At 59.4% G+C, this 22,358-nt stretch carries 17 protein-coding genes and 6 pseudogenes; 10 read left to right on the forward strand and 13 right to left on the reverse strand.

Features of this window, described 5'->3' with window-relative positions:
- Window positions 1-251: 251 nt before the first annotated feature.
- Window positions 252-395, forward strand: a pseudogene (locus OKW35_RS01345) (DUF1488 domain-containing protein); the annotation flags it as partial.
- A 142-nt stretch (window positions 396-537) separates the two neighbouring features.
- On the opposite strand, the pseudogene OKW35_RS01350 reads toward OKW35_RS01345, so the two are convergent.
- A pseudogene (locus OKW35_RS01350) lies at window positions 538-912 on the reverse strand (tyrosine-type recombinase/integrase); the annotation flags it as partial.
- A gap of 64 nt (window positions 913-976) precedes the next feature.
- Here OKW35_RS01350 and OKW35_RS01355 point away from each other — a divergent pair.
- From OKW35_RS01355 to OKW35_RS01365, 3 genes and pseudogenes are all read left to right on the forward strand, one after another.
- Window positions 977-1,235 (forward strand): annotated as a pseudogene (locus OKW35_RS01355) (IS6 family transposase); the annotation flags it as partial.
- 840 nt (window positions 1,236-2,075) lie between these two features.
- A pseudogene (locus OKW35_RS01360) lies at window positions 2,076-2,528 on the forward strand (IS6 family transposase); the annotation flags it as partial.
- Between the two features lie 153 nt (window positions 2,529-2,681).
- Entirely contained in the window at window positions 2,682-2,942 is a 261-nt protein-coding gene (locus OKW35_RS01365; RefSeq protein ID WP_429551025.1) for a hypothetical protein, read from the forward strand.
- A 119-nt stretch (window positions 2,943-3,061) separates the two neighbouring features.
- Here the strand turns inward: OKW35_RS01365 and OKW35_RS01370 are convergent, their stop codons facing one another.
- Entirely contained in the window at window positions 3,062-3,787 is a 726-nt protein-coding gene (locus OKW35_RS01370) for a phytochelatin synthase family protein (RefSeq protein WP_429551026.1), read from the reverse strand.
- 250 nt (window positions 3,788-4,037) lie between these two features.
- On the reverse strand, window positions 4,038-5,096 hold the full coding sequence (locus OKW35_RS01375; protein ID WP_429551027.1) for a helix-turn-helix transcriptional regulator: 1,059 nt from the start codon (window positions 5,094-5,096) through the stop codon (window positions 4,038-4,040).
- A gap of 347 nt (window positions 5,097-5,443) precedes the next feature.
- Between OKW35_RS01375 and OKW35_RS01380 the strand changes: the two genes are divergently transcribed.
- From OKW35_RS01380 to OKW35_RS01390, 3 genes are all read left to right on the forward strand, one after another.
- A complete protein-coding gene (locus tag OKW35_RS01380; RefSeq protein ID WP_429551028.1) occupies window positions 5,444-5,788 on the forward strand; it encodes a hypothetical protein in 345 nt (114 codons plus the stop codon).
- A 333-nt stretch (window positions 5,789-6,121) separates the two neighbouring features.
- Complete coding sequence (locus tag OKW35_RS01385) at window positions 6,122-7,723, forward strand: APC family permease (RefSeq protein ID WP_429551029.1); 1,602 nt, start codon at window positions 6,122-6,124, stop codon at window positions 7,721-7,723.
- Between the two features lie 370 nt (window positions 7,724-8,093).
- Window positions 8,094-9,284 carry a M20 aminoacylase family protein gene (locus OKW35_RS01390; protein ID WP_429551030.1) on the forward strand — a complete coding sequence of 397 codons (1,191 nt, stop codon included), beginning with the start codon at window positions 8,094-8,096 and terminating at the stop codon, window positions 9,282-9,284.
- A 171-nt stretch (window positions 9,285-9,455) separates the two neighbouring features.
- Here OKW35_RS01390 and OKW35_RS01395 read toward each other — a convergent pair.
- A pseudogene (locus OKW35_RS01395) lies at window positions 9,456-9,908 on the reverse strand (IS6 family transposase); the annotation flags it as partial.
- 77 nt (window positions 9,909-9,985) lie between these two features.
- The gene (locus OKW35_RS01400; protein WP_429551031.1) at window positions 9,986-11,251 is read right to left on the reverse strand and encodes a reverse transcriptase domain-containing protein; all 1,266 of its coding nucleotides are present in this window, start codon (window positions 11,249-11,251) and stop codon (window positions 9,986-9,988) included.
- A 2-nt stretch (window positions 11,252-11,253) separates the two neighbouring features.
- On the opposite strand from OKW35_RS01400, the gene OKW35_RS01405 reads away from it, so the two are divergent.
- From OKW35_RS01405 to OKW35_RS01415, 3 genes are all read left to right on the forward strand, one after another.
- Complete coding sequence (locus OKW35_RS01405; protein WP_429551032.1) at window positions 11,254-11,550, forward strand: Y4bD/Y4pK family protein; 297 nt, start codon at window positions 11,254-11,256, stop codon at window positions 11,548-11,550.
- A 52-nt stretch (window positions 11,551-11,602) separates the two neighbouring features.
- On the forward strand, window positions 11,603-11,935 hold the full coding sequence (locus tag OKW35_RS01410; RefSeq protein WP_429551033.1) for a DUF6788 family protein: 333 nt from the start codon (window positions 11,603-11,605) through the stop codon (window positions 11,933-11,935).
- 136 nt (window positions 11,936-12,071) lie between these two features.
- The gene (locus OKW35_RS01415; protein ID WP_429551034.1) at window positions 12,072-14,144 is read left to right on the forward strand and encodes a recombinase family protein; all 2,073 of its coding nucleotides are present in this window, start codon (window positions 12,072-12,074) and stop codon (window positions 14,142-14,144) included.
- An 8-nt stretch (window positions 14,145-14,152) separates the two neighbouring features.
- Here the strand turns inward: OKW35_RS01415 and OKW35_RS01420 are convergent, their stop codons facing one another.
- The 8 genes and pseudogenes from OKW35_RS01420 to OKW35_RS01455 all read right to left on the reverse strand — a co-directional run bounded on the left by OKW35_RS01420 (window position 14,153) and on the right by OKW35_RS01455 (window position 21,174).
- Window positions 14,153-14,464: a hypothetical protein gene (locus OKW35_RS01420; protein WP_429358609.1), complete on the reverse strand. Its 312-nt coding sequence runs from the start codon at window positions 14,462-14,464 to the stop codon at window positions 14,153-14,155.
- A 680-nt stretch (window positions 14,465-15,144) separates the two neighbouring features.
- Window positions 15,145-15,403, reverse strand: a pseudogene (locus OKW35_RS01425) (IS6 family transposase); the annotation flags it as partial.
- 14 nt (window positions 15,404-15,417) lie between these two features.
- A complete protein-coding gene (locus OKW35_RS01430; RefSeq protein WP_429551035.1) occupies window positions 15,418-15,678 on the reverse strand; it encodes a hypothetical protein in 261 nt (86 codons plus the stop codon).
- A gap of 55 nt (window positions 15,679-15,733) precedes the next feature.
- The gene (locus OKW35_RS01435) at window positions 15,734-16,570 is read right to left on the reverse strand and encodes an alpha/beta fold hydrolase (protein WP_429551036.1); all 837 of its coding nucleotides are present in this window, start codon (window positions 16,568-16,570) and stop codon (window positions 15,734-15,736) included.
- 43 nt (window positions 16,571-16,613) lie between these two features.
- Window positions 16,614-17,927, reverse strand: coding sequence for an NAD(P)/FAD-dependent oxidoreductase (locus OKW35_RS01440; RefSeq protein ID WP_429551037.1), 1,314 nt, complete (start codon window positions 17,925-17,927; stop codon window positions 16,614-16,616).
- 379 nt (window positions 17,928-18,306) lie between these two features.
- Window positions 18,307-18,834, reverse strand: a complete 528-nt coding sequence (locus tag OKW35_RS01445) for a pyridoxal-phosphate dependent enzyme (RefSeq protein WP_429551038.1) — start codon at window positions 18,832-18,834, stop codon at window positions 18,307-18,309.
- Window positions 18,779-19,054: a pyridoxal-phosphate dependent enzyme gene (locus tag OKW35_RS01450; RefSeq protein ID WP_429551039.1), complete on the reverse strand. Its 276-nt coding sequence runs from the start codon at window positions 19,052-19,054 to the stop codon at window positions 18,779-18,781. The genes OKW35_RS01445 and OKW35_RS01450 overlap by 56 nt, the downstream gene beginning before the upstream one ends.
- 317 nt (window positions 19,055-19,371) lie before the next feature.
- Entirely contained in the window at window positions 19,372-21,174 is a 1,803-nt protein-coding gene (locus OKW35_RS01455; protein ID WP_429551040.1) for a cytochrome P450, read from the reverse strand.
- Window positions 21,175-22,358: the final 1,184 nt, after the last annotated feature.

Below are 22,358 nucleotides of genomic sequence, written 5' to 3' on the forward strand. Positions count from 1 at the left end.
CGCAAAGGCTCACCTTGAGGACTTGAGTCAGCCATATGGATGCAACTAACAGTCTGGCTTCATCGCATCCGTATCAAGATCCAGACCCAAACCGCTGCCTGCAAAGGCAGCGGGGCGGAGTTTACGCGACGGTTTATCTACGTGGCGGAAATCAGCGGCGCATCCGTCTTCCGTCTGTTCTGTAAAATTGAAGACAGGCGACAGCAGCTTAAGGGCCCTTGGTTGACCTCACGAGGTGCAAAAAAATGGACATGATTGACCTGATTCCCGACGTCGCGGCGGACCGATATGAAATCTCGTTTCGCCTGGCCGGGCAATGCAGTGAGGTCGCCTGTGTGATCACGCGGGAAGCGCTCGAAGCGCAATTCTGGTTGCCCGGAGACGCTGATCAGGTCCGCATGCTCAAGGCATTTGCTGACGGACGGCGTCGCATTATCGCGGTCGCCGAACGAAAGAATCCGCCTGCGTCCGGGCAAACCGGTCAGGCTCACTACCGGGGATTTCGAGGCCGGACGTTAGTCCTCCCGCTGCCGCCCGTCACCAGTCAATGCGGTGTTTCTCGTCGGTTTCGCGATGCCGGCGATCATCGTCCACGTGCAGATACTGACTGGTTGTCGTCAGTGACGCATGCCCGAGGTTGTCGCGCACGAGTCGCAGATTCAGTTGCTGGTCTGCCATGTGTGAGCCCGCGCTATGACGCAGACAGTGTGCCGATGCCTGCGCGAGACGATCGGCGGGCTGCGCATGGTCGTCGCCACGCGCGCGCAACGCTTCAGCGGCGCCGCTGAAGACGTCCTTCACAATCCGGTGCAACGCGGCGCGCGTGAGTGGCTTCAGTGACTGGCCGACCGGCAGCACGAGCGGCGTGTCCTCGCCGGGTGAGGGGAGCGCTGGCAGTCCGCGGGCTCGCCGGGGTTGTGGTGCAATTCCGGTGCGTCGGTCTGTTACTCTTGAGCTTTTGACGACCACGAGCCAAATGAGCAAGCTGAAAGATCTCGAACGGTTGTTCAACGGGCGTCATTTCGACCGCGAAGTCATCGTCCTTTGCGTGCGTTGGTATCTGCGCTACAAGCTCAGTCTGCGTGATCTTGTCGAGATGATGGCTGAGCGCGGCCTGTCCCTCGCCCACACTACGATCCTGCGTTGGGTAAAGCGGCTACACGCCGGAGTTCGTCAAACGCTGGAATCGGTTGGCTACGACAGCCGGTCAGTCGTGGCGAGTCGACGAGACCTACGGTACGCCCAGCCAACGTAGCCTGCCCGCACGGGGGTGAAGTTGCTTGAGCATGTTTGGAATGCAAAACCCGGAGAAGTTGTCGTTGCAGTACCGGGGTATGCCCTTTCTCTGCTGTGAGAGAAAGTGAGCCGAAGCGGCGGTGACTTGCCGACACTGGCAAGGTGACGAAGTCCGTGGGAAACGGGGCTTGCGGCGAAGCGGTTACGCCAAGATGAGCCTCCAGGCTGAGCATGGGATGGTTGAGGAACACGAACCTGTTTGAACGCATCTGAGGGTTGAATCGTCACCCCTGCCTACACCGCTTAACAGGCAGGACGCGGATCGTTGCCGATCATATGTACGGCCCGGCAACGCGAATGCTGATTGGATATGTAGGCCCATCAGCAGGGAGCCATGGAGAGCGCGCAGCTAGGCCGTGGTATTCGCGACGACTTGCGGCAAGCAAGGATAAAGACTGCGACAGGCAACCTCGCCCGTGCGTTTTGAGTCCAGCATGTGAACTGGGGAAGGCTTGCACAGATGTTAAGGGAGTGTGTCCCCGATGATGTGCAAGCTGGCGGAGCCTCCGTAGTAGTCCGAGGCCGGGAAAGCCGGCTACATGGCGAAGGGAGGCAGTTGAAGTGGTTTGCCTGGTTGATTAACTGACTGTAGTGAGGTGAAGACCTTCGATAATCAGTGAAATACAAAGCAAACTGGTGGCACGGTGGCATGGTGTCGCCTTCGATTAGAACGACACTTCAGCGGAGAGCCGGATGCGCTGAGAGGCGCACGTCCGGTTCGGGGAGGAGAGGCAGGGAAATAGTTCGACTACGCCCTGTCTCTTACTCCACTGAAGATTCGCGGCAAATGGGCCTATCTCTACCGCGCCGTTGACCGGGCGGGAAAGACGATCGATTTTCGCCTCAGCGCGAGGCGCGACGTGGCGGCAGCAAAGGCGTTCTTCGCGAAGGCAATCAGAACTCAGGGACGCGCTCCTGAGACGATTACGCTGGACGGCTACGCGGCATCTCATCGGGCGGTCCGCGAGATGAGGACCGACGGGTCGCTACCCAGGCGAACGGAATTGCGATCCTCGAAGTACCTGAATAACCTCATTGAGCAGGATCACCGCCACATCAAATCGCGGGTAAACGTGATGCTCGGGTTCAAGCGGTTCCACAGCGCCGCCGTTACGCTCTCCGGCATCGAACTGATGCATCGCATTCGCAAAGGCCAGTTCGATCTCACCAGCATGCACCTCAAAGATACCACTTCGCCCTCGATTTGGATGGCGGTTCTTTCAGCTCGTTGAGGTCTCCGAAACATGGGCGATTTCTCGCCCGCCTACCCGGTTTGCACCACAGCCATTCGATTCGTCCCGCGCGGAGAGGTCATTGGCAAAGTGGTGGGGGCAGTCCGGATTCGGTCGGGACCATTGCTTGAACGTTAGGATGCGCGGTGCTCCATGGCTATCAACCAAAGCCGCCTGAATGGCCGCTTCCGAGAAAAATCCCTGGCCGTTGTGGGTCGCGTCCTGCCGATCAAGCTCTTGCGGGATTCGGCTAACGTACGCCGTTTGCATTCGACGGTGAGCGGCCACGAAGCGCCATTCGCCGATGGAGCACTTGGGGCGTTCGAACGTCAGCTCCTCATCGAAAATCAGTCGCCTATGCGCTGCACATCGAGAGCGACAGCAAATTGGCTCATCGCGGTCACTGAAGACTAGCTCACGTGTCATCTACGGACATTCGAGCGTCGGCCCCATCCGACGAACCGATCGTCACGCGTCGACCATATCCGACGAGTGGTTGGCGGAGTCGGACTATATCGCCTTCAAAATCACCGTTACGGCTGGGTTCGGACGAGCACGAATCCACGTCGTCGCCCCTCGTTGTCCGCGTCGACCGTATTCATCGCTGAGAACAGATCGACGGTTTCTACCCAGACAGGCGGATACTTGTAGCGCGCGACATCGAGTACCAGGAAGCGATCGGACTTTGCATCGAATGCCGCCAAAGGCGAAATGTGTCCACCTGATTCTTCACCCAACGCCCGGCGCAAATAGTTGACGACGACGTAGCCGTCATTCGACTCAAGCGCCCGAGCTGCCAATGTCCGAAACTCATCGACACTGCTCGTATCCGCGTGATGAATTTCGGCACGGACGCCGTACGTGCCGATCAGCCGCGCAAACTGATCGAGTGTCATGCCATTTTCCATCAGGACGGCCTGCGGCAAGATCTGCTCCGTCGTCTGATTCAGCACGTTCTCCTGCGTAAAGGTCTTGAATGGTTCGATGCCCGGCGTTGCGGGGGCGGCAATCGACAGCGCATTCAATACCATCACCATCGTGGCCACGCCGCAATACGCCTGATTCTTCTGTGTCACGAACTGAATGCTCAGCGGCCAGTATGATCGGTGTGCGCTACTTTGGAGCAGGAGTTGCCCCCCATTGTCGCTTCCCAGGCTAATCAGATTCGACGGCAAAGGAAGTGTTTCGGCGCGTGCGGCGCCGGCGAACAGCACAACGAGGATGAGTACGCTTCGGGGCAAGACGTTGCGGAATTTCATGTCGATCCTCCACAGTTCGAGCTGACGTTCCACCCGATATCACTTTGTCGCATGATGTCACTTTGCGCAGCGGCCTGTGCCGAGCGGTTACGCGTGATGGCCGATGAACGGAATCCGTCGACACTCGTCGAAGGTGGACGTGCCTCGCCTCGTGCGCCAGATACGGTCTAGAGTAGACAATCTGTTGCCCACTTGAGGAAAGTATTTGCGGCTGTCCTGCCTTTTGTCTCTCATCGCACCTCGCACGCGGCTATTTATTGAGAAGCTGTTGCCGGAGTTCGCTCACGGAACTCACCCCGAGTTGCCAATAGATGTTTCTCACACAGTCCGCGATGGTACTCTCCTTCACGCCCAACAAACAGGCGATGCAGTAGTAGCTTGAACCGCAAGCCAGGCGCGCGGCGACAATCTGCTTGCGGTCGCTTAGCCCCGCGCTCCGCGCCGCACGTAACGCCTGTAACAGGATGGGCTCCTGATGCTGACAGTGAAGAACACAGCCGAGATCATTCAACGGGTAAGCGCTCCAGATGAACCGACCCCATCTATTGGTGATCTCTTTGACTGCCGGACCGACCGCTAATCCGTTTTCGATCGCACGCAAGCTTCGAATCACCGAAGCGAGTTCTAAAGGTAGATTGTCATCTCCGATACGTATGGCACACGTTCGGTCAATGGATTCAAGCATTAGTCGGTAGGCAGAACGACTTTGGTGCCGAATGCGGCCGTTCCAATCTGCGACAAGTATCCCAGACCTCTCCCCGTCCGCAAACGGGCCATCACCGCCGCTGCCATGACGAATTGCGTGTCCAAGATGCCTGCTAAAAGCGTCGATGCACCGATATTCGGCATCTGTGAAAGGGCGTCGCCCTTTTTCGCGGACTAGAATCAAAGATCCCCAGCCCCGTGCACCGTGCCGCGCAACAACGTTGATGAAATGGCGGCCTCCGGTAGGGGATAACACTTCCCCATAGAAAGCACTACGTTCGAGTGCAGGACCGAGGTGGTCCGAGTTCGTGAAGCCACAACTAAGGCTCATCCACTCGGAGAAGTCACCAAGAAGCTGACTCACATGGCCCGTACGACGTAGGTGCTCATACGCACCCAAGGTCTTATAGGCAGCCTCGTCAATTTCGCTATAGACGCTCGATATCGCGAAATTCTCGTCGGACCACATGAAGTGACCGAAATCAGCTCCAATGATTTCGCGCGTCGCAGCCACGACCGACGGAATGATGGTCGCGCTGTCAAATCCTAGTGCGCACACGTGCCGAATGTGTGCTCCGAGCTTTGCGCTTGGGGTCCTTGACATGGCGTGTGTACCTTGTAGACAACAGCAACGGCCCGCCCCAACGGATTCATTCTACAACTTGCCCGGCCGTACGCCCGCTCGCGAATATCCTGGAAGTCGTGATCCGAATTGGCGCGTCGCTATTGATTAAACCCTTAGCGTTGGGGGTAAATCAGGGGATGAACTCAGCTAATTTAGTGGGAACGAGCGCGAGTTGTAAGCGAAATGGCTGGAGTCGACGGATACCTGTCCGATTCAGCGTTTCGTTCGAGATCGGAGTGGTCGTGGGGTGGATGACAAGTACACCACGAGGACGCCGTGATGGCGTGAACTGCTGGTACTAGTTCGCGAAATTCACGGTCGTCAATTTGTCAACATCAGTGACCAAAGGCGACAGTTGCACGGTCAAAGTCGGCTTAGTTGACGACAATGGGAAAACGCTTTTGAACGCGGACGGCATTCCTTTCGATCCTCAGGTGAGCCTCACGCCGGGCGCGTCAGCTTCGGTCGATGCGTACCCAACAATGGGCGGTCGCCTGCGGGCGGCCATTCGTCCGCTGATACAACGCGTCAATCCTCCTAAGACAGCGCAACCCCGGTGCTTGCTCGCGACGGACTTCGAAGTTGTAGACAAAGGGACGGGAGAAACGGTCTTGTTTTCGCCGCAGGACCCCACCCTTCAGTTGCCGCAAGACCCGACGGTGGGGCGCTGACGAATACTCGGGAGACGCCAAAAGCAGACCCCGGCCATGTGGGGGGGGCGGGTCATTCGTCAATGAGACGATGGAGGCGAAGTTGAATGTTCCCGATCTCCAGCCTGCCAGTTTGTGGAGTTAGAGGTTGTACCGGACCTTCGTAGGTAAGTTGGTTTCCTTGTGCTGCTCGCGGGTTTTGACCAAAAGCGCTGTTTCAGTGACGGCTATCACAGCCTGCGCCTTTGTCCCATACACACAAGGCAATCGCATTGCGCTCATCAGCGCGATATCGCGACTCCTGCATTCGTGCTTCGCGACGGCAACTGGATTCAAGCGCCCGCAAGGAACAACATGAGTACCCTGCGCTGTCAGATCTCAGTATTCACAGGCACTGTTCTTGCCGTCGGCACGGTAGTCGGGTCCGGCCTTTTTGGACTTCCTGGTCTGGCATTGCAAATCAGTTCGCCACAAATCGCAGCGATGGCCTGGCTCGCCTGCGCCATGTTGTGCTTCCCACTTCTATGCATATTCTCCGTTCTGGGTACCCGATATGCTTCTGCAGGCGGCCTCTCCCGATATGCTGCGGCTGCGCTCGGGCGACCCGGCGAATATGCAGTGGCCGCGGTTCTATGCGGGACCTTGCCCCTGGTCGTTCCTGCTCAGGCGATGATCGGCGCAAGCTACGCGCTGGTTGCCTTCCGCGTCGATCAGACGATGCTGTTCCCGTTGTCGATAACTTTCCTGCTGGGTCCCATCTGCTTCAATCTGAGCGGCGTGCGTGCGGCTGCTCTTGTCAATACGGTCTCGCTGATCATGATCACCGCCACCGTGTTATTGCTCGGCGCGGTGCATGCGCCCGAACTCAGATTCGGTGTCGCACTGTGGATGAACCCGCACTGGGTGGATGTAGATCTGCGAAAACTGTGGAAGGCCGCCGCATTGGTCTTCTGGGCGTTTCTCGGATGGGAAAATGTGTCATTCGGACTCGAGGAATTCAAGAATCCGAAAACGTCCATCAGGCGAGCGTATTTCCTGTCCTTCCTTGTGGTGATCGGACTGTATTTCATCCTGGCAGCAACCGTGAACGGCGCTTCCATCGCGACTCCGCAAATCAACACCACAGAAGGTCTGGCGAACCTGGTCTCACCGAACTGGCGCATGGCATTCTCCGCGATCACTTTAGTGGTGATTCTGGCCACCGCGAATGCATGGGTGTTCGGTGCGAGTCGCTTTTACTACGCCGCCGCGCGCAGCGGTCTCCTTCCGCCACTTTTCGCGAAGCTCGATAGACGTGGCGTGCCGCGCAATGCGCTGCTCTTGCTGACGGTGTGCTTCTTCGGCGTTCTTCTGGTCGTAACGGTCTTTCATGTTCACATTACTGCACTCGTGCTCCTTGCGAACCAGAACTTCCTTGTGCTTTACCTGGTATGCATCTACTGCTTCTTCAAGATCGCGAGCGGTTATCAACGCTGGATGCTCACGCCAGCCGCATTGGCGTCATGCTGCTTCATGCTGGGCGGATTCGGCTATACGTTAATTTACTCATTCGCGCTTCTCGGAATCGGCATATCTTGCGAACGTTCGCGCAATCGCTCGAGGCCTTGGACGATACCTGCGACGGCGTCCAGACCCGAGGCTCGTATCGCTCCCCTCGAAGTTGGCGCGCCACGAAACGCGCGAACAACTGATGGCGGCTCGCCGGGTGCAACCCTCGAAGTCTTCGTGCTCGACGGCGGCGTCGAGCACGGTGCCGATATCCTGCGCGGTCGCGTCGACACCGGGATTGGGTCCGACCCGGTCGGAAAGCCCGATGCCGCGACGATCGAGCAGGATGAGCCCGCCTGTCGTAGCAAGAGAGGACAGGAATGCGCGGCACTGGGTTCTTCCCCAACGCGTTCGACGTGCGACACGAAACCGGGCGGCACCAGTAGCGCGATCCGGCCGGTGCCGTAGATCGGATACGCCAGATGAGCTTGGGAGCAACGTCTACGAACGTCGGCCGAACCGCTGCCCCGGGGAAGCCGGCCTGCATGACCGCAACGCTCGGTTACCCGCCATTGATCCCAGGCAGCGTGACCGGCGGGAGTGGGGTCGACTGCTGCCCGACGGGCCCGTTAGGTAAAAGCCATCGGCGGCGAACCAAGCCGCCGTTGGAAAAGGCTGCCGAAACATCCGACATCTTGGCCAAATAGCTGGGGGTTATCCCCGCTTGCGGCTGAATTCGTCCGCTATAAGTGAGCGCGGTGCGCAATGCTTTTGCAGCCCGTAAATGTTGACACGACCCAAAAGCCGCCGCGCCGACCGGCACACGAAGGTTTCCCCGATGACTCTCACTTGCCGCTACACCGAAATCCCCGATCTCGCCGACGATGCCCCCTCCCTGCGCGAGATTCGGCACCACCTCCACCAGCATCCCGAACTCGCCTTCGAGGAACTGCGAACGGCCGCGCTCGTCGCGGAGAAGCTTGCCGAATGGGGCTGGCAGGTGACGCGCGACGTCGGCGAGACGGGCGTCGTCGGCACGCTGGAGGTGGGCGAGGGCACGCGCAGCATCGGCCTGCGCGCGGACATGGACGCGCTCCCGATCGTCGAGCAGACCGGCAAGCCCTACGCCAGTGCGGCCTACGGCAAGATGCACGCATGCGGCCACGACGGTCACACGACGATGCTCCTCGGTGCCGCGCGCCATCTCGCGCGCATGCAGCGTTTCAGCGGCACGGTGCATCTGTACTTCCAGCCGGCGGAGGAGCGCAGCGTCCCGAGCGGCGCGCAGAAGATGATCGCTGACGGCCTCTTCACGCGCTTTCCGTGCGACGCCGTGTTCGGCGCGCACAACCATCCGGGCATGCCGCCGGGTACGTTTCTGTTCCGCAAGGGCGCGTTCACGGCGGCGGGCGACAAAGTGACGATCACGATCGAAGGCGCCGGCGGGCACGCGGCGCGGCCGCATCTGACGGTCGATCCGGTCGTGGTGGCGTCGAGCGTTGTGATGGCGCTGCAGACCATCGTCGCGCGCAACGTCGATCCGTCGCAGCCGGCGGTGATCACAGTCGGCTCGCTGCATGCTGGCACGGCGAACAACGTCATCTCGAATTCGGCGAAGCTGGAACTGAGCGTGCGCTCGTTCAGCGAGGAAGTGCGCGCGCTGCTCAAGCGCCGCATTGCCGAGTTGGTGCAGGCGCAGGCCGCGAGCTACGGCGCGACGGCGGTGGTGGCGTACGAGGAGGGCCATCCGGTCGTCGTGAACACCGACGTGGAGACGGAATTCGCCGCGCAGGTGGCGCGCGAACTCGTCGGGGAAGAAAACGTCGTCGCGAACGCGGATATCCTGATGGGCAGTGAAGACTTCGCGTTCATGCTGCACGAGCGCCCGGGCTCGTTTCTGTGCATCGGCAACGGCGCGGGCGAGGACGGCTGCATGGTCCACAACCCGCACTACGACTTCAACGATGCCAACCTTCCGGTCGGCGCGGCGTACTGGGCGCGCCTCGTCGAAAGATTTCTCGCGCAATAACTTTTATCAAATTTTATGTGCATGACGCTCGTCACGCATGGCCGAAGCGGCGGTCAGGCCGGCAGCGAGAAGTTTTCGATCGCTTCGCGCAGCACGTCGACCTGAACCTTCAGCGAGGGCTGTGGTGCAAACTGGGTAGGCGGACGAGAAATCGCCCATGTTTCGGAGACCTCAACGAGCTGAAAGAACCGCCATCCAAATCGAGGGCGAAGTGGTATCTTTGAGGTGCATGCTGGTGAGATCGAACTGGCCTTTGCGAATGCGATGCATCAGTTCGATGCCGGAGAGCGTAACGGCGGCGCTGTGGAACCGCTTGAACCCGAGCATCACGTTTACCCGCGATTTGATGTGGCGGTGATCCTGCTCAATGAGGTTATTCAGGTACTTCGAGGATCGCAATTCCGTTCGCCTGGGTAGCGACCCGTCGGTCCTCATCTCGCGGACCGCCCGATGAGATGCCGCGTAGCCGTCCAGCGTAATCGTCTCAGGAGCGCGTCCCTGAGTTCTGATTGCCTTCGCGAAGAACGCCTTTGCTGCCGCCACGTCGCGCCTCGCGCTGAGGCGAAAATCGATCGTCTTTCCCGCCCGGTCAACGGCGCGGTAGAGATAGGCCCATTTGCCGCGAATCTTCAGTGGAGTAAGAAACAGGGCGTAGTCGAACTATTTCCCTGTTTCTCCTCCCCGAACCGGACGTGCACCTCTCAGCGCATCCGGCTCTCCATTGAGGTGTTGCTCATAGCAAAGGCAACATCAGCGTAGCGCGACTCGATGGTGCGGCGTGTCTCATCGCGCAATATGTACGGATTTTCTATGGGGGTTCGCCAGGTGAATCGACCCTTGCGGCTGGTGACGAGGCGCCGAAGCGCCACTTCGCCGTACCGACCCCGACTATCCCGGCCTTGCAGCACCCATGTCGTGGCCCTCCCCGGTTCAGGGGCCCGGATATGATCGCGCATTAGCGACCGGAAGCCACGCCGGTACTTGTGCGCAAGCCAATATCCCAGCTTCCAGAAGACGGTTCGGTCCAGCCTGCTAAACAGGGTCGCCGTGTAGTCGGTGTACTGGTAGAAGGTTGCCCATCCCATCAGTTGCCGATTCAGGCTTTCCACCATATCCATCCGGTTCATGCTGTAATTGCCTGACAGTTGTCTGACCAGCCGCTCGGCAAAGCCCCGATACTTCTCCCACGGAATTGTCGTCACGGGTCGCATGCTGCCGCGTGGTCCGCGCTTACGAATGATGCGGTGGCCGAGGAAGACGAACCCGTCATTCACATGCGTGATATGGGTCTTCTCCATATTCAGCGTGAGCTTCAGCTTGCCTTCGAGGAACTCCCGACACGCTTCGCGTATTGCTTCGGCGTGCGCGCGAGTTCCTTTGACGACCACCACAAAGTCATCCGCATAACGACAGTAGGATACTGCTGGTTTCCACTGCCGATTTTCCCGCACAGCGATGGGCCGCTGGTTGAGGATAGCGAAGTTCCACGCCCACCGGTCCTTGCGTACCTTCTTGTTCAGGAAGTTCGTTTCCATCCACGCATCAAACTCATGCAACATGATGTTGGACAGCAAAGGCGAGATAACTCCGCCTTGAGGAACACCTTCACTCGCGGCACGGAATAGACCATGATCAACGCATCCCGCCTTGATGAACTTCCAGAGCAGGGCAAGGAAGCGCTGGTCGGCAATGCGCTTGCGGATGCCCTTCAGTAGCAGGCGATGATGAACGGTGTCGAAGTAGCTGGCGAGGTCGCCCTCGATGACCCATCGTCCCGCAGCACTCTGCTCATCTGCAGCCGTTAACTGAAGTCTCACCATGCGCACAGCGTGATGTACGCTGCGGGCCGGTCTGAAACCATGTGAAGCCGGATGGAAATCACTCTCCCAGATCGGCTCCATCGCCATCAGCATGGCCCGTTGAACAATTCGATCCCGCAGGCTCGGGACGGTCAACGCGAACTGCACAAGTGCTCAACGAGCATTTGGGATGGGCTGAGATCCGTCATCCGTTTCATCCCCTTAGGGGCCAACGCTTTTCCGTGCTGAAGGCCCGCCGCGTCGCAGGCACCGAGACACTGATTCTGCGCGATATAGATCGCGGCAGCTTTAGCATTGCGCGCGAATGGACCGACTGGGGCACACCGTCTGTCCACGACGACGCCATCGCACCCGTATGCTGCTTCGATCTTGGCATGTTGGTGGAACTGGTCACGTTGATCGACCAGCTTGCCCGATCCAGGAAGTCATCGAACAAAGGAGCTTGATCAATGCATCTCCTTGTCCTATTATCAGACCAGTTTTTAACGTGGTCCGCCCATGGAAGATATTCCGTCGTCCATTTTGCGCAGACGCCGAGCGCAATTGCTGAAGCAAATGCCAGCGTTAGAGACGCTCTTGCGCGGCTCGCTCATCGAGCGCTACAAGCGCTGCGGCAAACCGGGCTGCAAGTGTGCAGACGGCCCCGGTCACGGTCCCAAGTACTACCTGTCCGTGAGCTTTCCCGGCCGCCGGCCGCAAATGGACTACGTGCCGCAAGCCGATTACACCGACGTCGCCGATCACCTGGCGAACTATCACCGCGTTCGCGAGATCATCGAGGAGATCTGCGAGATCAACCGCGAACTATTGCGCCGCCGCGAGGCGCTCTGAGGGGCGCCGGTGAGCCAGTCGTCGCTGTCGCTCGCCAACTTCATCGATCCGCAATCGGCCGGCGTACTCGTCGCCAACATGCTCGAGGCCTGGCTCACCGCCGAGCCCGCGCTGGAGCTGACCGAGGAGGCCTTCGATGAACACCAAGATCACCCCCCAACATCAGAGCAAACCGGCGTACATCTATATCCGCCAAAGTACGCTGGCCCAGGTACGGCACCATCAGGAGAGCACCGAGCGTCAATACGCGTTGCGCGACAAGGCGCTGGCACTGGGTTGGCCGGAGACGGCGATCCGGGTCCTGGACCGCGATCTCGGCCAGTCGGGGGCGCAGATGACGGGCCGCGAAGACTTCAAGACCCTCGTAGCGGACGTCTCGATGGGGAACGTGGGTGCTGTATTCGCACTGGAGGTTTCTCGCCTGGCACGCTCGAATCTGGACTGGCATCGCCTGCTCGAGCTGTGCGCGCTCACCCATACGCTCGTGATCGACGCCGATGGCTGCTACGACGCGGGCGACTTCAACGACGGCCTGATACTTGGTCTCAAAGGTACGATGGCACAGGCCGAACTGCACTTCTTGCGCGGCCGCCTCCAGGGCGGCAAACTCAACAAGGCGAAGAAGGGTGAGTTGCGCTTTCCACTGCCCGTCGGCTTGTGCTACGGCGATGACGGCCGCATCGTCCTGGATCCCGATGACGAGGTACGCGGTGCCGTGCAGCTCGCATTCCGTCTGTTTCAGGAGACCGGCAGCGCGTACGCGGTTGTCAAGCGCTTTGCCGAAGAGGGCCTGCGCTTTCCCAAGCGTGCCTATGGAGGTGCCTGGGCAGGTCGACTCATCTGGGGGCGCTTGAGTCACGGACGCGTTCTCGGTTTGATACGGAATCCTTCCTATGCCGGCATCTATGTTTTTGGACGATACCAGTATCGTCAGCGCATCACACCACAGGGAGAGGTCCATAAGCACGTACAGCCGGTTCCAAAGGCAGAGTGGCGCGTTCATCTGCCAGACCATCATGATGGATATATCACCCCGGAGGAATTTGAGCGCAACCAGGAACACCTGGCGCACAACAGGACCAACGGCGAAGGTACCGTGCTCAGTGGTGCGGCGCGTGAAGGATTGGCGCTGCTTCAGGGGCTGCTGATATGCGGCGGCTGTGGTCGGGCGTTGACCGTTCGCTACCAGGGTAACGGCGGCCTTTATCCATTGTACTTATGCAGTGCCCGTCGCCGCGAGGGGCTGGCGACCACAGATTGCATGAGCATGCGCAGCGAACTACTTGACAACGCAATTGGCGAGGCTATATTCACCGCCCTGCAACCAGCCGAACTCGAGCTCGCCGTGACCGCCCTGAGCGAACTCGAGCAACGCGATCATGCCATCATGCGCCAGTGGCACATGCGCATCGAACGCGCCGAGTATGAGGTCGCACTCGCTGAACGTCGCTATCAGGAATGCGATCCGGCCAATCGTCTGGTCGCGGGTACCCTCGAACGGCGCTGGAATGACGCGATGCTTCACCTTGAGGCGATCAGGACGGAATCCGCCCGGTTCCAGAGCCAGAAGGCACTCGTCGCGACGTCCGAACAGAAAGCCCAGGTTCTCGCGCTGGCGCGCAATCTGCCGCGCCTCTGGCGGGCGCCGACCACATCAGCGAAGGATCGCAAGCGCATGTTGCGACTGCTCATCCGGGACATCACGGTCGAGAGACGGTCCGCCACGAGACAAGCGGTGCTGCATATCCGCTGGCAGGGCAGCGCGTGTACTGATATCACCGTGGACTTGCCCACGCCGGCTGCCGACGCGATGCGTTACCCCGCCGCGTTCGTCGAACAGGTACGCGAACTATCGCAGCATCTGCCTGACCGGCAAATCGTGGCGCACCTCAATCAGGAAGGCTTGCGCAGTTCCACTGGCAAATCGTTCACGCTTGAGATGGTCAAATGGATCCGCTACCGGTATCGAATTGAAGTAACCTGCTTCAAGCGGCCGGACGAGCTCACGGTACAGCAACTCGCTCATCGGCTGCATGTCAGTCCACACGTCGTCTATTACTGGATTGAGCGCCAGGTAGTCCCGGCCCGCAAGCTCGATGGGCGGGGGCCGTGGTGGATCACGCTCGATACCGCCAAGGAGCAACAACTGCGGGATTGGGTGCGCACTTCAGGGCATCTGCAGCCGCATCATTCCAACACTCAACTGTGAGAGGTGCATTATGAAATCACCGTCGGGATGCCGAGTGGCCTGAGCTTGCCGTTCGCTTTCGGGATGTACACGCGGCGCGCCGGTAGCGGACTATACGAGCCCGCCAACAATTCGTCGCGTATCGTCGTCAATTCATGCTGGAGATTCTCCTCCATCATGCGCTTGCTGACACCGTCCACGCCTGGCGTGCGAGCCCCGCTGGAAGCCAGCGTAATGCGAGCCGCTTCGCTCAGCCAAACCCTGTCGGCAATCAGTCTCAGAAGTCGATCGAACTTGCGTTCTTTGTCCTCCGTCGACCATGTCGCCAGTTTGCTTTGCATTTCACTGATTATCAAAGGTCTTCACCTCACTATGGTCAGCTAATCAACCCAGCAAACCACTTCAACTGCCCCCCTTCGCCATGTAGCCGGCTTTCCCGGCCTCGGACTACTACGGAGGCTCCGCCAGCCTGCATATCATCGGGGGCACACTCCCTTGACATTTATGCAAGCCTTCCCCAGTTCACATGCTGGACTCAGCGCACGGGCGAGGTTGCCTATCGCAGTCTTTATCCTTGCTTGCCGCAAGTCGTCGCAGACACCACGGTCTAGCTGCGCGCTCTCCGTGATTCCAGCTGGCCGGCATACATCTCCAGCCAGCGTTCGCGGCGCCAGTCCATACGTGTGACCGGTGCCGATCCGCGTCCTGCCTCTTAAGCGGTGTAGGCAGGGGTGACGATTCAACCCTCAGATGCGTTTCAATAGGTTCGTGTCCCTCAACCGTCCCATGCTCAGCCTAGAAGCTCATCTTGGCGTAACCGCTTCGCCGCAAGCTCCGTTTCCCACGGACTTCGTCACCTTGCCAGTGTCCAGCAAGTCACCGCCGCTTCGGCTCACTTTCTCTCGCAGCAGAGAAAGGGCATGCCCCGGTACCGCAACTTCAAATCCACCGGGTCCTGCATTCCAAACATGCTCAAGCAACTTCACCCCCATGTGGGCGGGCTACGTTGGCTGGGCGTACCGTAGGTCTCGTCGACTCGCCACGACTGACCGGCTGTCGTAGCCAACCGATTCCAGCGTTTGACGAACTCCGGCGTGTAGCCGCTTTACCCAACGCAGGATCGTAGTGTGGGCGAGGGACAGGCCGCGCTCAGCCATCATCTCGACAAGATCACGCAGACTGAGCTTGTAGCGCAGATACCAACGCACGCAAAGGACGATGACTTCGCGGTCGAAATGACGCCCGTTGAACAACCGTTCGAGATCTTTCAGCTTGCTCATTTGGCTCGTGGTCGTCAAAAGCTCAAGAGTAACAGACCGGCGCACCGGAATTGCACCACAACCTCTTGAACGATCCACGCGGTTGCAGGTTCGCTGGCTTGAGAAATATTGAGCGGCCGTTGGTTGGCGCCATGCAAGGGAGGAGAGGTGTTCGGATGATTTCCTTGGCGAAGCGCGCGCGATGTTTGCTCAATATCTTTGCGGGCAACATCGGCCAGAAAATTCGGTTCGGCGAGAGGCTTACGACGATTGTGAAAAATGTCTGGAAGTGCCATTTTGTCCTCCGGTGTACACAGCCGCGACGGAAAGCTGACTGAGCTTCGGAACACTTCAGCGTGGACTGAGTTGCGAGCGAAGAAAGGGAACGACCGTGCCGGCAACGGCGTCAGGATTATCAACGAAAGGCCAGTGACCGCTGTCCGGCAGGATCAATACTTCGGCGCGGGGAAAGACCTCGCGCTGTCGCTCGGCGAAGTCCACTGAAATATAGGGATCGTGGGCGCCCCACACCACTTGTGCTGGCAGATCCAGCGGGCGCAGTGCGTTTGCGAGATCCTGCATGGCACGTTTCGTTTCGCGGGTGTTGCGGTAGAGCCGCAGCACGGCGCGTCGAGTGCCAGCATCGAAGCTGTTAAACGCCTGATCGACATATTCCACGGGCAAGCCACGCGGGTTGCCGTGCCGAAGCAGGAGCCGCATTCCGGCACGCGTTGTCGTGGCCATGAACAGTTCGCCCAGCCAGCGCGTCTGCCAGATGCGCGCCAGATAGTGCCATCGGTAATCAAGCAGGACGCCCGTGTCGATCAATGTCACGCTTGCAACGGCGTGAGGATTTGTGGCGGCCCACGCGAGGCCCCACGGGCCGCCAAAGTCGTGCATGACGAGGTGAGCATGTCGGACATCGCACTCGGCCAGCAGCCGGCCGAGGTGGCGCGCGTAGCCAGGCACGCTGTAGTCGAAATGTTCAGGTTTGTCCGCAGCGCCGAAACCCGGCATGTCCATGGCGACGGCGCGGCCGAACTCACCCACGCTGGCCACGAGCCGGGGCCAGTCAGCAGTCGAGCCCGGATTGCCATGCACGAAAACGACAGCCTCGTCGGCTGCGCGCGGCCCAGCCTCCAACAGGGGAGAGCGGATTCCGTCGACGCGGACTGATGTCTCTTTCATGCGTCTCTAGGGTGGCAAATGTAAACCGACGCGAACCTGCCGGTCAGACCGGCGCGTCGGGTTGCGCAGAGCGCGCGGCGGGCTGTCGCAGATCGACCCACGCCGCCCTTACCAGAGCGCCGGGGGAAAGGAATTTGGCCGGACCGATAATGCGTGCGCCAAAGGCATGCAGATGTCTTGACGCTGCAGTGTCCTTCGCGGCAGCCGAGAAAGTGAGCCGTTCGATGGCGTTGAATCCATGCCGGCGCGCATAGTCGAGAATCAGGAAGCGATGGCCGCGGAGTTGGCGTGAAATACGTTTTGCATAACGCTGCCGCGCGGGCGAAATCGGGCGCCCCTGCCGTAGCGCCGGCGTAAGCGTGTCAACCAGCCATTCCGCCGTCTGGAATGCGAAGCCGCAACCGACGCCCCACAGGGGATCGATACTCATCAGCGCATCGCCGACGAACGCGACGTTACCGACCGCAGCTGGCCGCCACAGATTCGGATAGTCCTTGACAAGCAAGGTGTTACCGACCGGCTCGGCGGCGGACAGATCGGGGGCATCGGGAAATCCGGCCATGCTGCGCGCCAGTGCCTCGCCCGGCTCGGTGCGAAAGCCGTCGAGCTTGTCCTTGGTCGCCATGTAGGCAATCACTGTGACGCCGCCATCGTTGGGAAACACGTAGCCGGTCTCCGGACCGCGCAACCACATTTGCGAGCAGGTTCCGCGCCGCAGTGTGACGCCGCGGTAAGCGCGAATTGCGCCGAAGCGGCTGTTCTCCGAGGATGCGGGCTTGATGCCGGTGAGCGCCGCCAGCGGCGAGTTTCGCCCGTCCGCGCCAACGATCAGCGGGGCCGAGACCACGCCCGTGCGGCTCCCACCGAGCTCGACACCACTGACGACGCCGTCCTGCTTCACCAGCGCGCGCACACCGCAGCCGAACATGGTTGTGACACCTGGGGTATGCGACGTCAGTTGCCGGAGGATCGGATCAAGGGTCCGGCGCTGAATGTTGTACCCGAAGACAGGTTCACCATTCTGGTCGAGCGGCGCGACGTCACCAGTCCAGCCATAGCGGGTCCAGATATCAACGCCATTTCGCAACCCACCGGCGTCCTCAATCAGCTGGTCAAGACCCAGACGCCGCAGGGTGGGCGTGGCCGACGCCTGGATGAAATGCGTGCATAACTGCTTGAAAGCCGCGATGTCGGCGTGGTGTTCCACAAGCGCGACATGCAACCCGTCCAACGCGAACAGTCGCGCGGCGGTACAGCCAGCGAGCCCTGCACCGATGATGACGACATCAAACGCTTCCTGTTGCGTCGGTGGGGCCAGTAGTGGCGCCTCATCGCCGTCGACCGTGTTGTTGTTCACCTTTCTTCTCGCCCGAACTCATGCCCGCACAAGGGGCAAACTTCAATCAGTATAGGCGGCGCTTGTGGGATGAACTATCGACAGCCAAGAAATCTGCATCGCTTGGCGAATAAAAAATTGGTCGAACTCGGCCGCTCGCGATCGTCGCAAAGCGGCCATTGGAGGCAGTCGGAGAACATTCACGGCAGTCCGCTTGTCGGGCGACACCAGACCATTGCGGATGGTGAGAAAGTGAAGCAACGTATGCTGACAACCAAGATTATTCAGGGGCCGGCCTCATCCGGGCCATCGAAGCGCGGCCCACTCCGCAGGGCGTCGTAACGGGCCGACAATCGCCTCACCGATCGGTCGCAAAGACGCCCAGTCCTGACGAAGTTCACTAGACAGACCGGTCTGCAGCCAGGATTGAAGCGAAAACGTCAATATCAATGCCGCCCCCTGAAAGGACCACGGCGACGCGTCTGCCAGCAAATAATGGATGGTAGGCGGCCGCAAGCGCCGCTGCACCCGCGCCCTCCACCACGAGATGATTGTGTTTTGCTAACTGACGAATGCAATCGGCAGTTGCGTCGAGCGTCGATACAGCGACGCCGTCCACCATCGCGTTGAGGAGGGGCCAATTTGATTCCAGTACAGTCGAAAGCCCAATGCTCGTGACGAAGGAATTGGCGTCGACAGGCACCGTGACAGGGCCGCCTGCTGCCAAAGCGGAACGCAGCGGCGTCGCAGCTTCGGTCCCGCATGCGTACACATCCGCGAGAGAACCCCAACGCGCGCACGCCAGCGCGATGCCCAAGACCAGTCCTCCGCCGCCGAAAGGCACCAAAATTGCATCCACGTCTGGTAGATCTTCAAGAATTTCCTGCCCGATGGTTGCGTTGCGGCGATGACATCGCGACCCGAGCACGGATGAAGGAACGTTCCGTTTTCGTCCACCGGCTTTTCACCGCAGAGGATGGCCCACATTTTTCGAAACTGATTGCGACGACTTTCGCACCCAACTCGCGAAGCGCCGCAATTTTGCTTTGCGAGGCGGTTTTCGTGACATAGACCCTCACGCCTGCCTGGCGTGCACGCGCCGCCTGCGTCAAGCCCAGTGCGAAATTCCCAGTGCTTGCCGTGTACATCCCTTCGATAACTGAGTGGGCGTAAGGTTGGAAACCGCATTGAGGAACGATGTACCTTGAACGATCCGCGCGGCTGCAAATTCTCTGGCTTGAGAAATATTGAGCGATCGTTACCCGGGGCCGTATGCGGAAGTAGGGGCGTGCGGACGATGTTCTTCCCGAGCGCGCGCGATGTTTGCCGGATATCCTCGCGAGTTACACCTGACAGAAAATCCGCTTCGGTTCCGCAGGGGGCTATGGGTGCCCGACGATTGTGCAAGATGTCGGGAAGCTCCATTTTTCGTTCCTCCTTTCATTATTGGTCAGTGCGGCAATGATCAGTGGCGTACGCTGAAATCGATACGCAAATTGCGGGGCATCATCGAGAATGCAAACACCTCTTCCACCGGAGCCATACCTTCGGATGCTGACAAACGGAAGTTGCGGCACATCATTGCGATCGCGGATCGTATTTCGAGCAAGGCGAGACTCCGCCCCGGGCAAAGGCGGGGCCCGGACCCAAAGGGCACGAAACCAGCGCGATGACGGCTGGCGGCATCGGCGCCAGAGAGCCAGCGGTCGGGGGCGAATGCGTCAGCCTCTGAAGCACTTCTGTCCTCTAAGCCCTGGTAACGTGTTAGCAGCGCGATGACGGTTCCCTTCGGGATGTCTACGTCACCTATCAGGACGTCGCGATTGGCTTCGAGGCCTAGAACGGGTGCGACCGGTTTGAGTCGCATGGTCTCGTTGGCCACAGCATCGAGAAACGCAAGCCGATCAGTATCGCCAAGGTCTTCAAGTATGACCGCCTGTCCAACGACGGAGTCGACTTCCTCTTGCATCCTGCGCTGAACGTCGGGGTGACGACACATGAAATAGGTCATCCAGGCGATTGTGTTTGCCGTGGTATCCTCGCCGGCCAAAAGTATCGTAAATACATTCGCAAACACCTCGTCATCTGTTAATGGAGCCAAGCCGTCTTCTTGAGCGACTACCAATGCCTCCAAGAAGTTGGTCGGATGTGACGCAAGATCCTGTGACTGCGCAAGGCGTGCGCGACTGTCGCTGATAAATTCACTGACGATCTCGCGAAGCGCCTTTACAGCACGATCCAGCGCTCTGTCGTCGGGCAGTTTGAGGTAGTGCCAATAGGGAATCGGGGTGTTGATCCGATGATTGAGCATCGGAAATATCCGCTCGAGATGTTGCTGGATGACGTCACCCTCGCACTCAAGGGTGTTCATGTCATACCCAAGCGTGAGGTTCGTCGTCACGTCTACCGTATAGCGCATCAGGTCCTTCTGAATATCAACAGATCGCTGTTCGCGAGCCGCTTTGTCCAGGCGGCGCCTCAGGCGCTCGGTCACTTTGCACAGCGTCGGGAAAAACGTTCGCAAATGCGCTGGGTCCAACGCTTGCGCGACCAACTGGCGTTGCCTTCTCCATGCCTCTCCTTCAGCGGAGAACACGCCGTTCATCCCAAGCTCCCTGGAGACGTTTTCAATTGCATCCCAGCGGCGATAGGTTCCCGGCCGATCGCGCAGGATCTGATTGATCAAATTAGGATCCGCAATAGCGACGAACGGTCGATGCATCAGCCTGTACGTATAGATGGGCCCAAAGTCGCGGCACCACTCCTCCAAGGTGAGATGCAGCCTCGTGGGATGTAACTGGAGTAAGTTACCCAAAATGGGGAGCCCCTTGGGGCCTGGAAGTTGTGCTAGCGAGCGGACTGGGCGCGGAGAGGCCGGCGACGATGGCTGACCAGCATTTACGTGCAATGCTTTCCACTTCTGCACCTCATCCCTATAAACGAGCACGTGAGCGCCATCGACCAGCGCGCTAAACTGCTTCAGACGGACACCCACCTGGCTGAGGGCGCAACCCGATGCACATTCAAACTGCCAGCCATGTCCTCGACAGGTCAGAACGCCGTCCTTTACCGAGCCTTCCGACAGCAGCGTGCCCTGGTGTGGACACCGGCCTTCGAAAATCGTAATCGCATCCGAATGCTTAATCACGACGAGTTCGACGCCTTCAACTTGTGCCGCGGTGACGCTATCCTCGACAAGTTCAGGCTTCTGCGCCACGACAATTCTTTCCTGGTGACGCTGTTCACCCATACCAGTGCTTATATCCATTGCCCGCTCCTTCGCGCGAGCGCCTCGAACTACAGACGTTAGGCCAAAAAAAGTCGGTTCAGGAACTGCAGTACGGCCAGACACAATTGCGCGCAGCATCCGCTTGTTATCTGAGTGCGATCTATCGTGGAAGGGAGTTGGCGCGAACATACCGATGGGGGATGGCACGGAAAGACGCAACCGTCACGCGGGTGCGTACGAACAGTAGGTCCGGCCCTGCGCAGCGCCTCGCAGCGTGGATGCCGTACGTTCCGCGTGGTGTGTCACTGCGCGACGAGATCTAATCAAGAATGATAGATGCTATAGCGTGGCCGACAAGCCCCTTTTTCAGAGGCGTCGTTCGTACCGGTCGAGACGTCCGGTCTGATGGCAATGCTACTGGACACTATGGTCAGATGATAGATGTGGCGGTGTTGCGTTCTCATTTGGCCGCGCTAGGGAAACACTGATTGTGCGACACGTGCTGCTGCCCATAGCGTGTCGAACGTCAAGTAGTGGGGCAGCAAAGCTCGTTCTTGACTTGTCGTATCCCAAGCGCCGAAGTAAGGCGCTTGGAACTGCGACCTGTTGTGCGACCGACAGTTGCCTATCCAGACATGCTCAACTGGTAACGGCTGGGTATGAAGCTTTGGAGACAATGTGCCTCTCGATTGACGGCTTACCCCGGTGACGGGGCGGGTCGACACTGCCAGCCGCCGTGCGGTGTGAGGTGCCAGGCAAGTTCCGCATGCGTAACGTAAGCGAACTGTTGATAAACCTCGTCAATTCCGAAGGGCCAAAAGCGGCTGACAGGCCCTGACCAAAAAGGTGTGCAGCCGGTTGCTCCTCTGAAGGAGCACGTCGTCACAAGCGCTGCCGGGGGGAAAGACCGACGCTAAACGGATAGGCCCGGGAACAGTCGGGTCGGCAAGAACGGGAACGTGGTAAGCCCGATTCTCTGCCACGGTTCGGAACATCGAATCGTTGGCAGGTGACCCGCGAGGGAAGCTGTTGGGGAAGCGGGTAAGAGAACGCGGAAAAAGCGAATGCCGCTCTGTAATGGAGCGGATAGGGGTTCGAACTTTGCCCTAGCCCGAAAGGGCGCAGACTTTCGCGTGGTGCGGCTGTCGCCGGCCCATGTTTAAGATTCGACGCAGGGAAGCTTGGAAGAGACTGCTGTCGCAGTTCAGCGCCCTCGTCTCAGC

The sequence above is a fragment of the Paraburkholderia sp. MM5477-R1 genome, from assembly GCF_050436385.1.
GTDB lineage: Bacteria > Pseudomonadota > Gammaproteobacteria > Burkholderiales > Burkholderiaceae > Paraburkholderia > Paraburkholderia tuberum.

What these genes read in the sequence shown, in the direction of transcription:
- OKW35_RS01365 (WP_429551025.1), top strand. Translation starts at nt 2,682, where the DNA reads ATGGCTATCAACCAAAGCCGCCTGAATGGCCGCTTCCGAGAAAAATCC.
- OKW35_RS01370 (WP_429551026.1), bottom strand. Translation starts at nt 3,787, where the DNA reads ATGAAATTCCGCAACGTCTTGCCCCGAAGCGTACTCATCCTCGTTGTG.
- OKW35_RS01375 (WP_429551027.1), bottom strand. Translation starts at nt 5,096, where the DNA reads ATGTCAAGGACCCCAAGCGCAAAGCTCGGAGCACACATTCGGCACGTG.
- OKW35_RS01385 (WP_429551029.1), top strand. Translation starts at nt 6,122, where the DNA reads ATGAGTACCCTGCGCTGTCAGATCTCAGTATTCACAGGCACTGTTCTT.
- OKW35_RS01390 (WP_429551030.1), top strand. Translation starts at nt 8,094, where the DNA reads ATGACTCTCACTTGCCGCTACACCGAAATCCCCGATCTCGCCGACGAT.
- OKW35_RS01410 (WP_429551033.1), top strand. Translation starts at nt 11,603, where the DNA reads ATGGAAGATATTCCGTCGTCCATTTTGCGCAGACGCCGAGCGCAATTG.
- OKW35_RS01415 (WP_429551034.1), top strand. Translation starts at nt 12,072, where the DNA reads ATGAACACCAAGATCACCCCCCAACATCAGAGCAAACCGGCGTACATC.
- OKW35_RS01420 (WP_429358609.1), bottom strand. Translation starts at nt 14,464, where the DNA reads ATGCAAAGCAAACTGGCGACATGGTCGACGGAGGACAAAGAACGCAAG.
- OKW35_RS01430 (WP_429551035.1), bottom strand. Translation starts at nt 15,678, where the DNA reads ATGGCACTTCCAGACATTTTTCACAATCGTCGTAAGCCTCTCGCCGAA.
- OKW35_RS01435 (WP_429551036.1), bottom strand. Translation starts at nt 16,570, where the DNA reads ATGAAAGAGACATCAGTCCGCGTCGACGGAATCCGCTCTCCCCTGTTG.
- OKW35_RS01450 (WP_429551039.1), bottom strand. Translation starts at nt 19,054, where the DNA reads ATGTACACGGCAAGCACTGGGAATTTCGCACTGGGCTTGACGCAGGCG.
- OKW35_RS01455 (WP_429551040.1), bottom strand. Translation starts at nt 21,174, where the DNA reads ATGGATATAAGCACTGGTATGGGTGAACAGCGTCACCAGGAAAGAATT.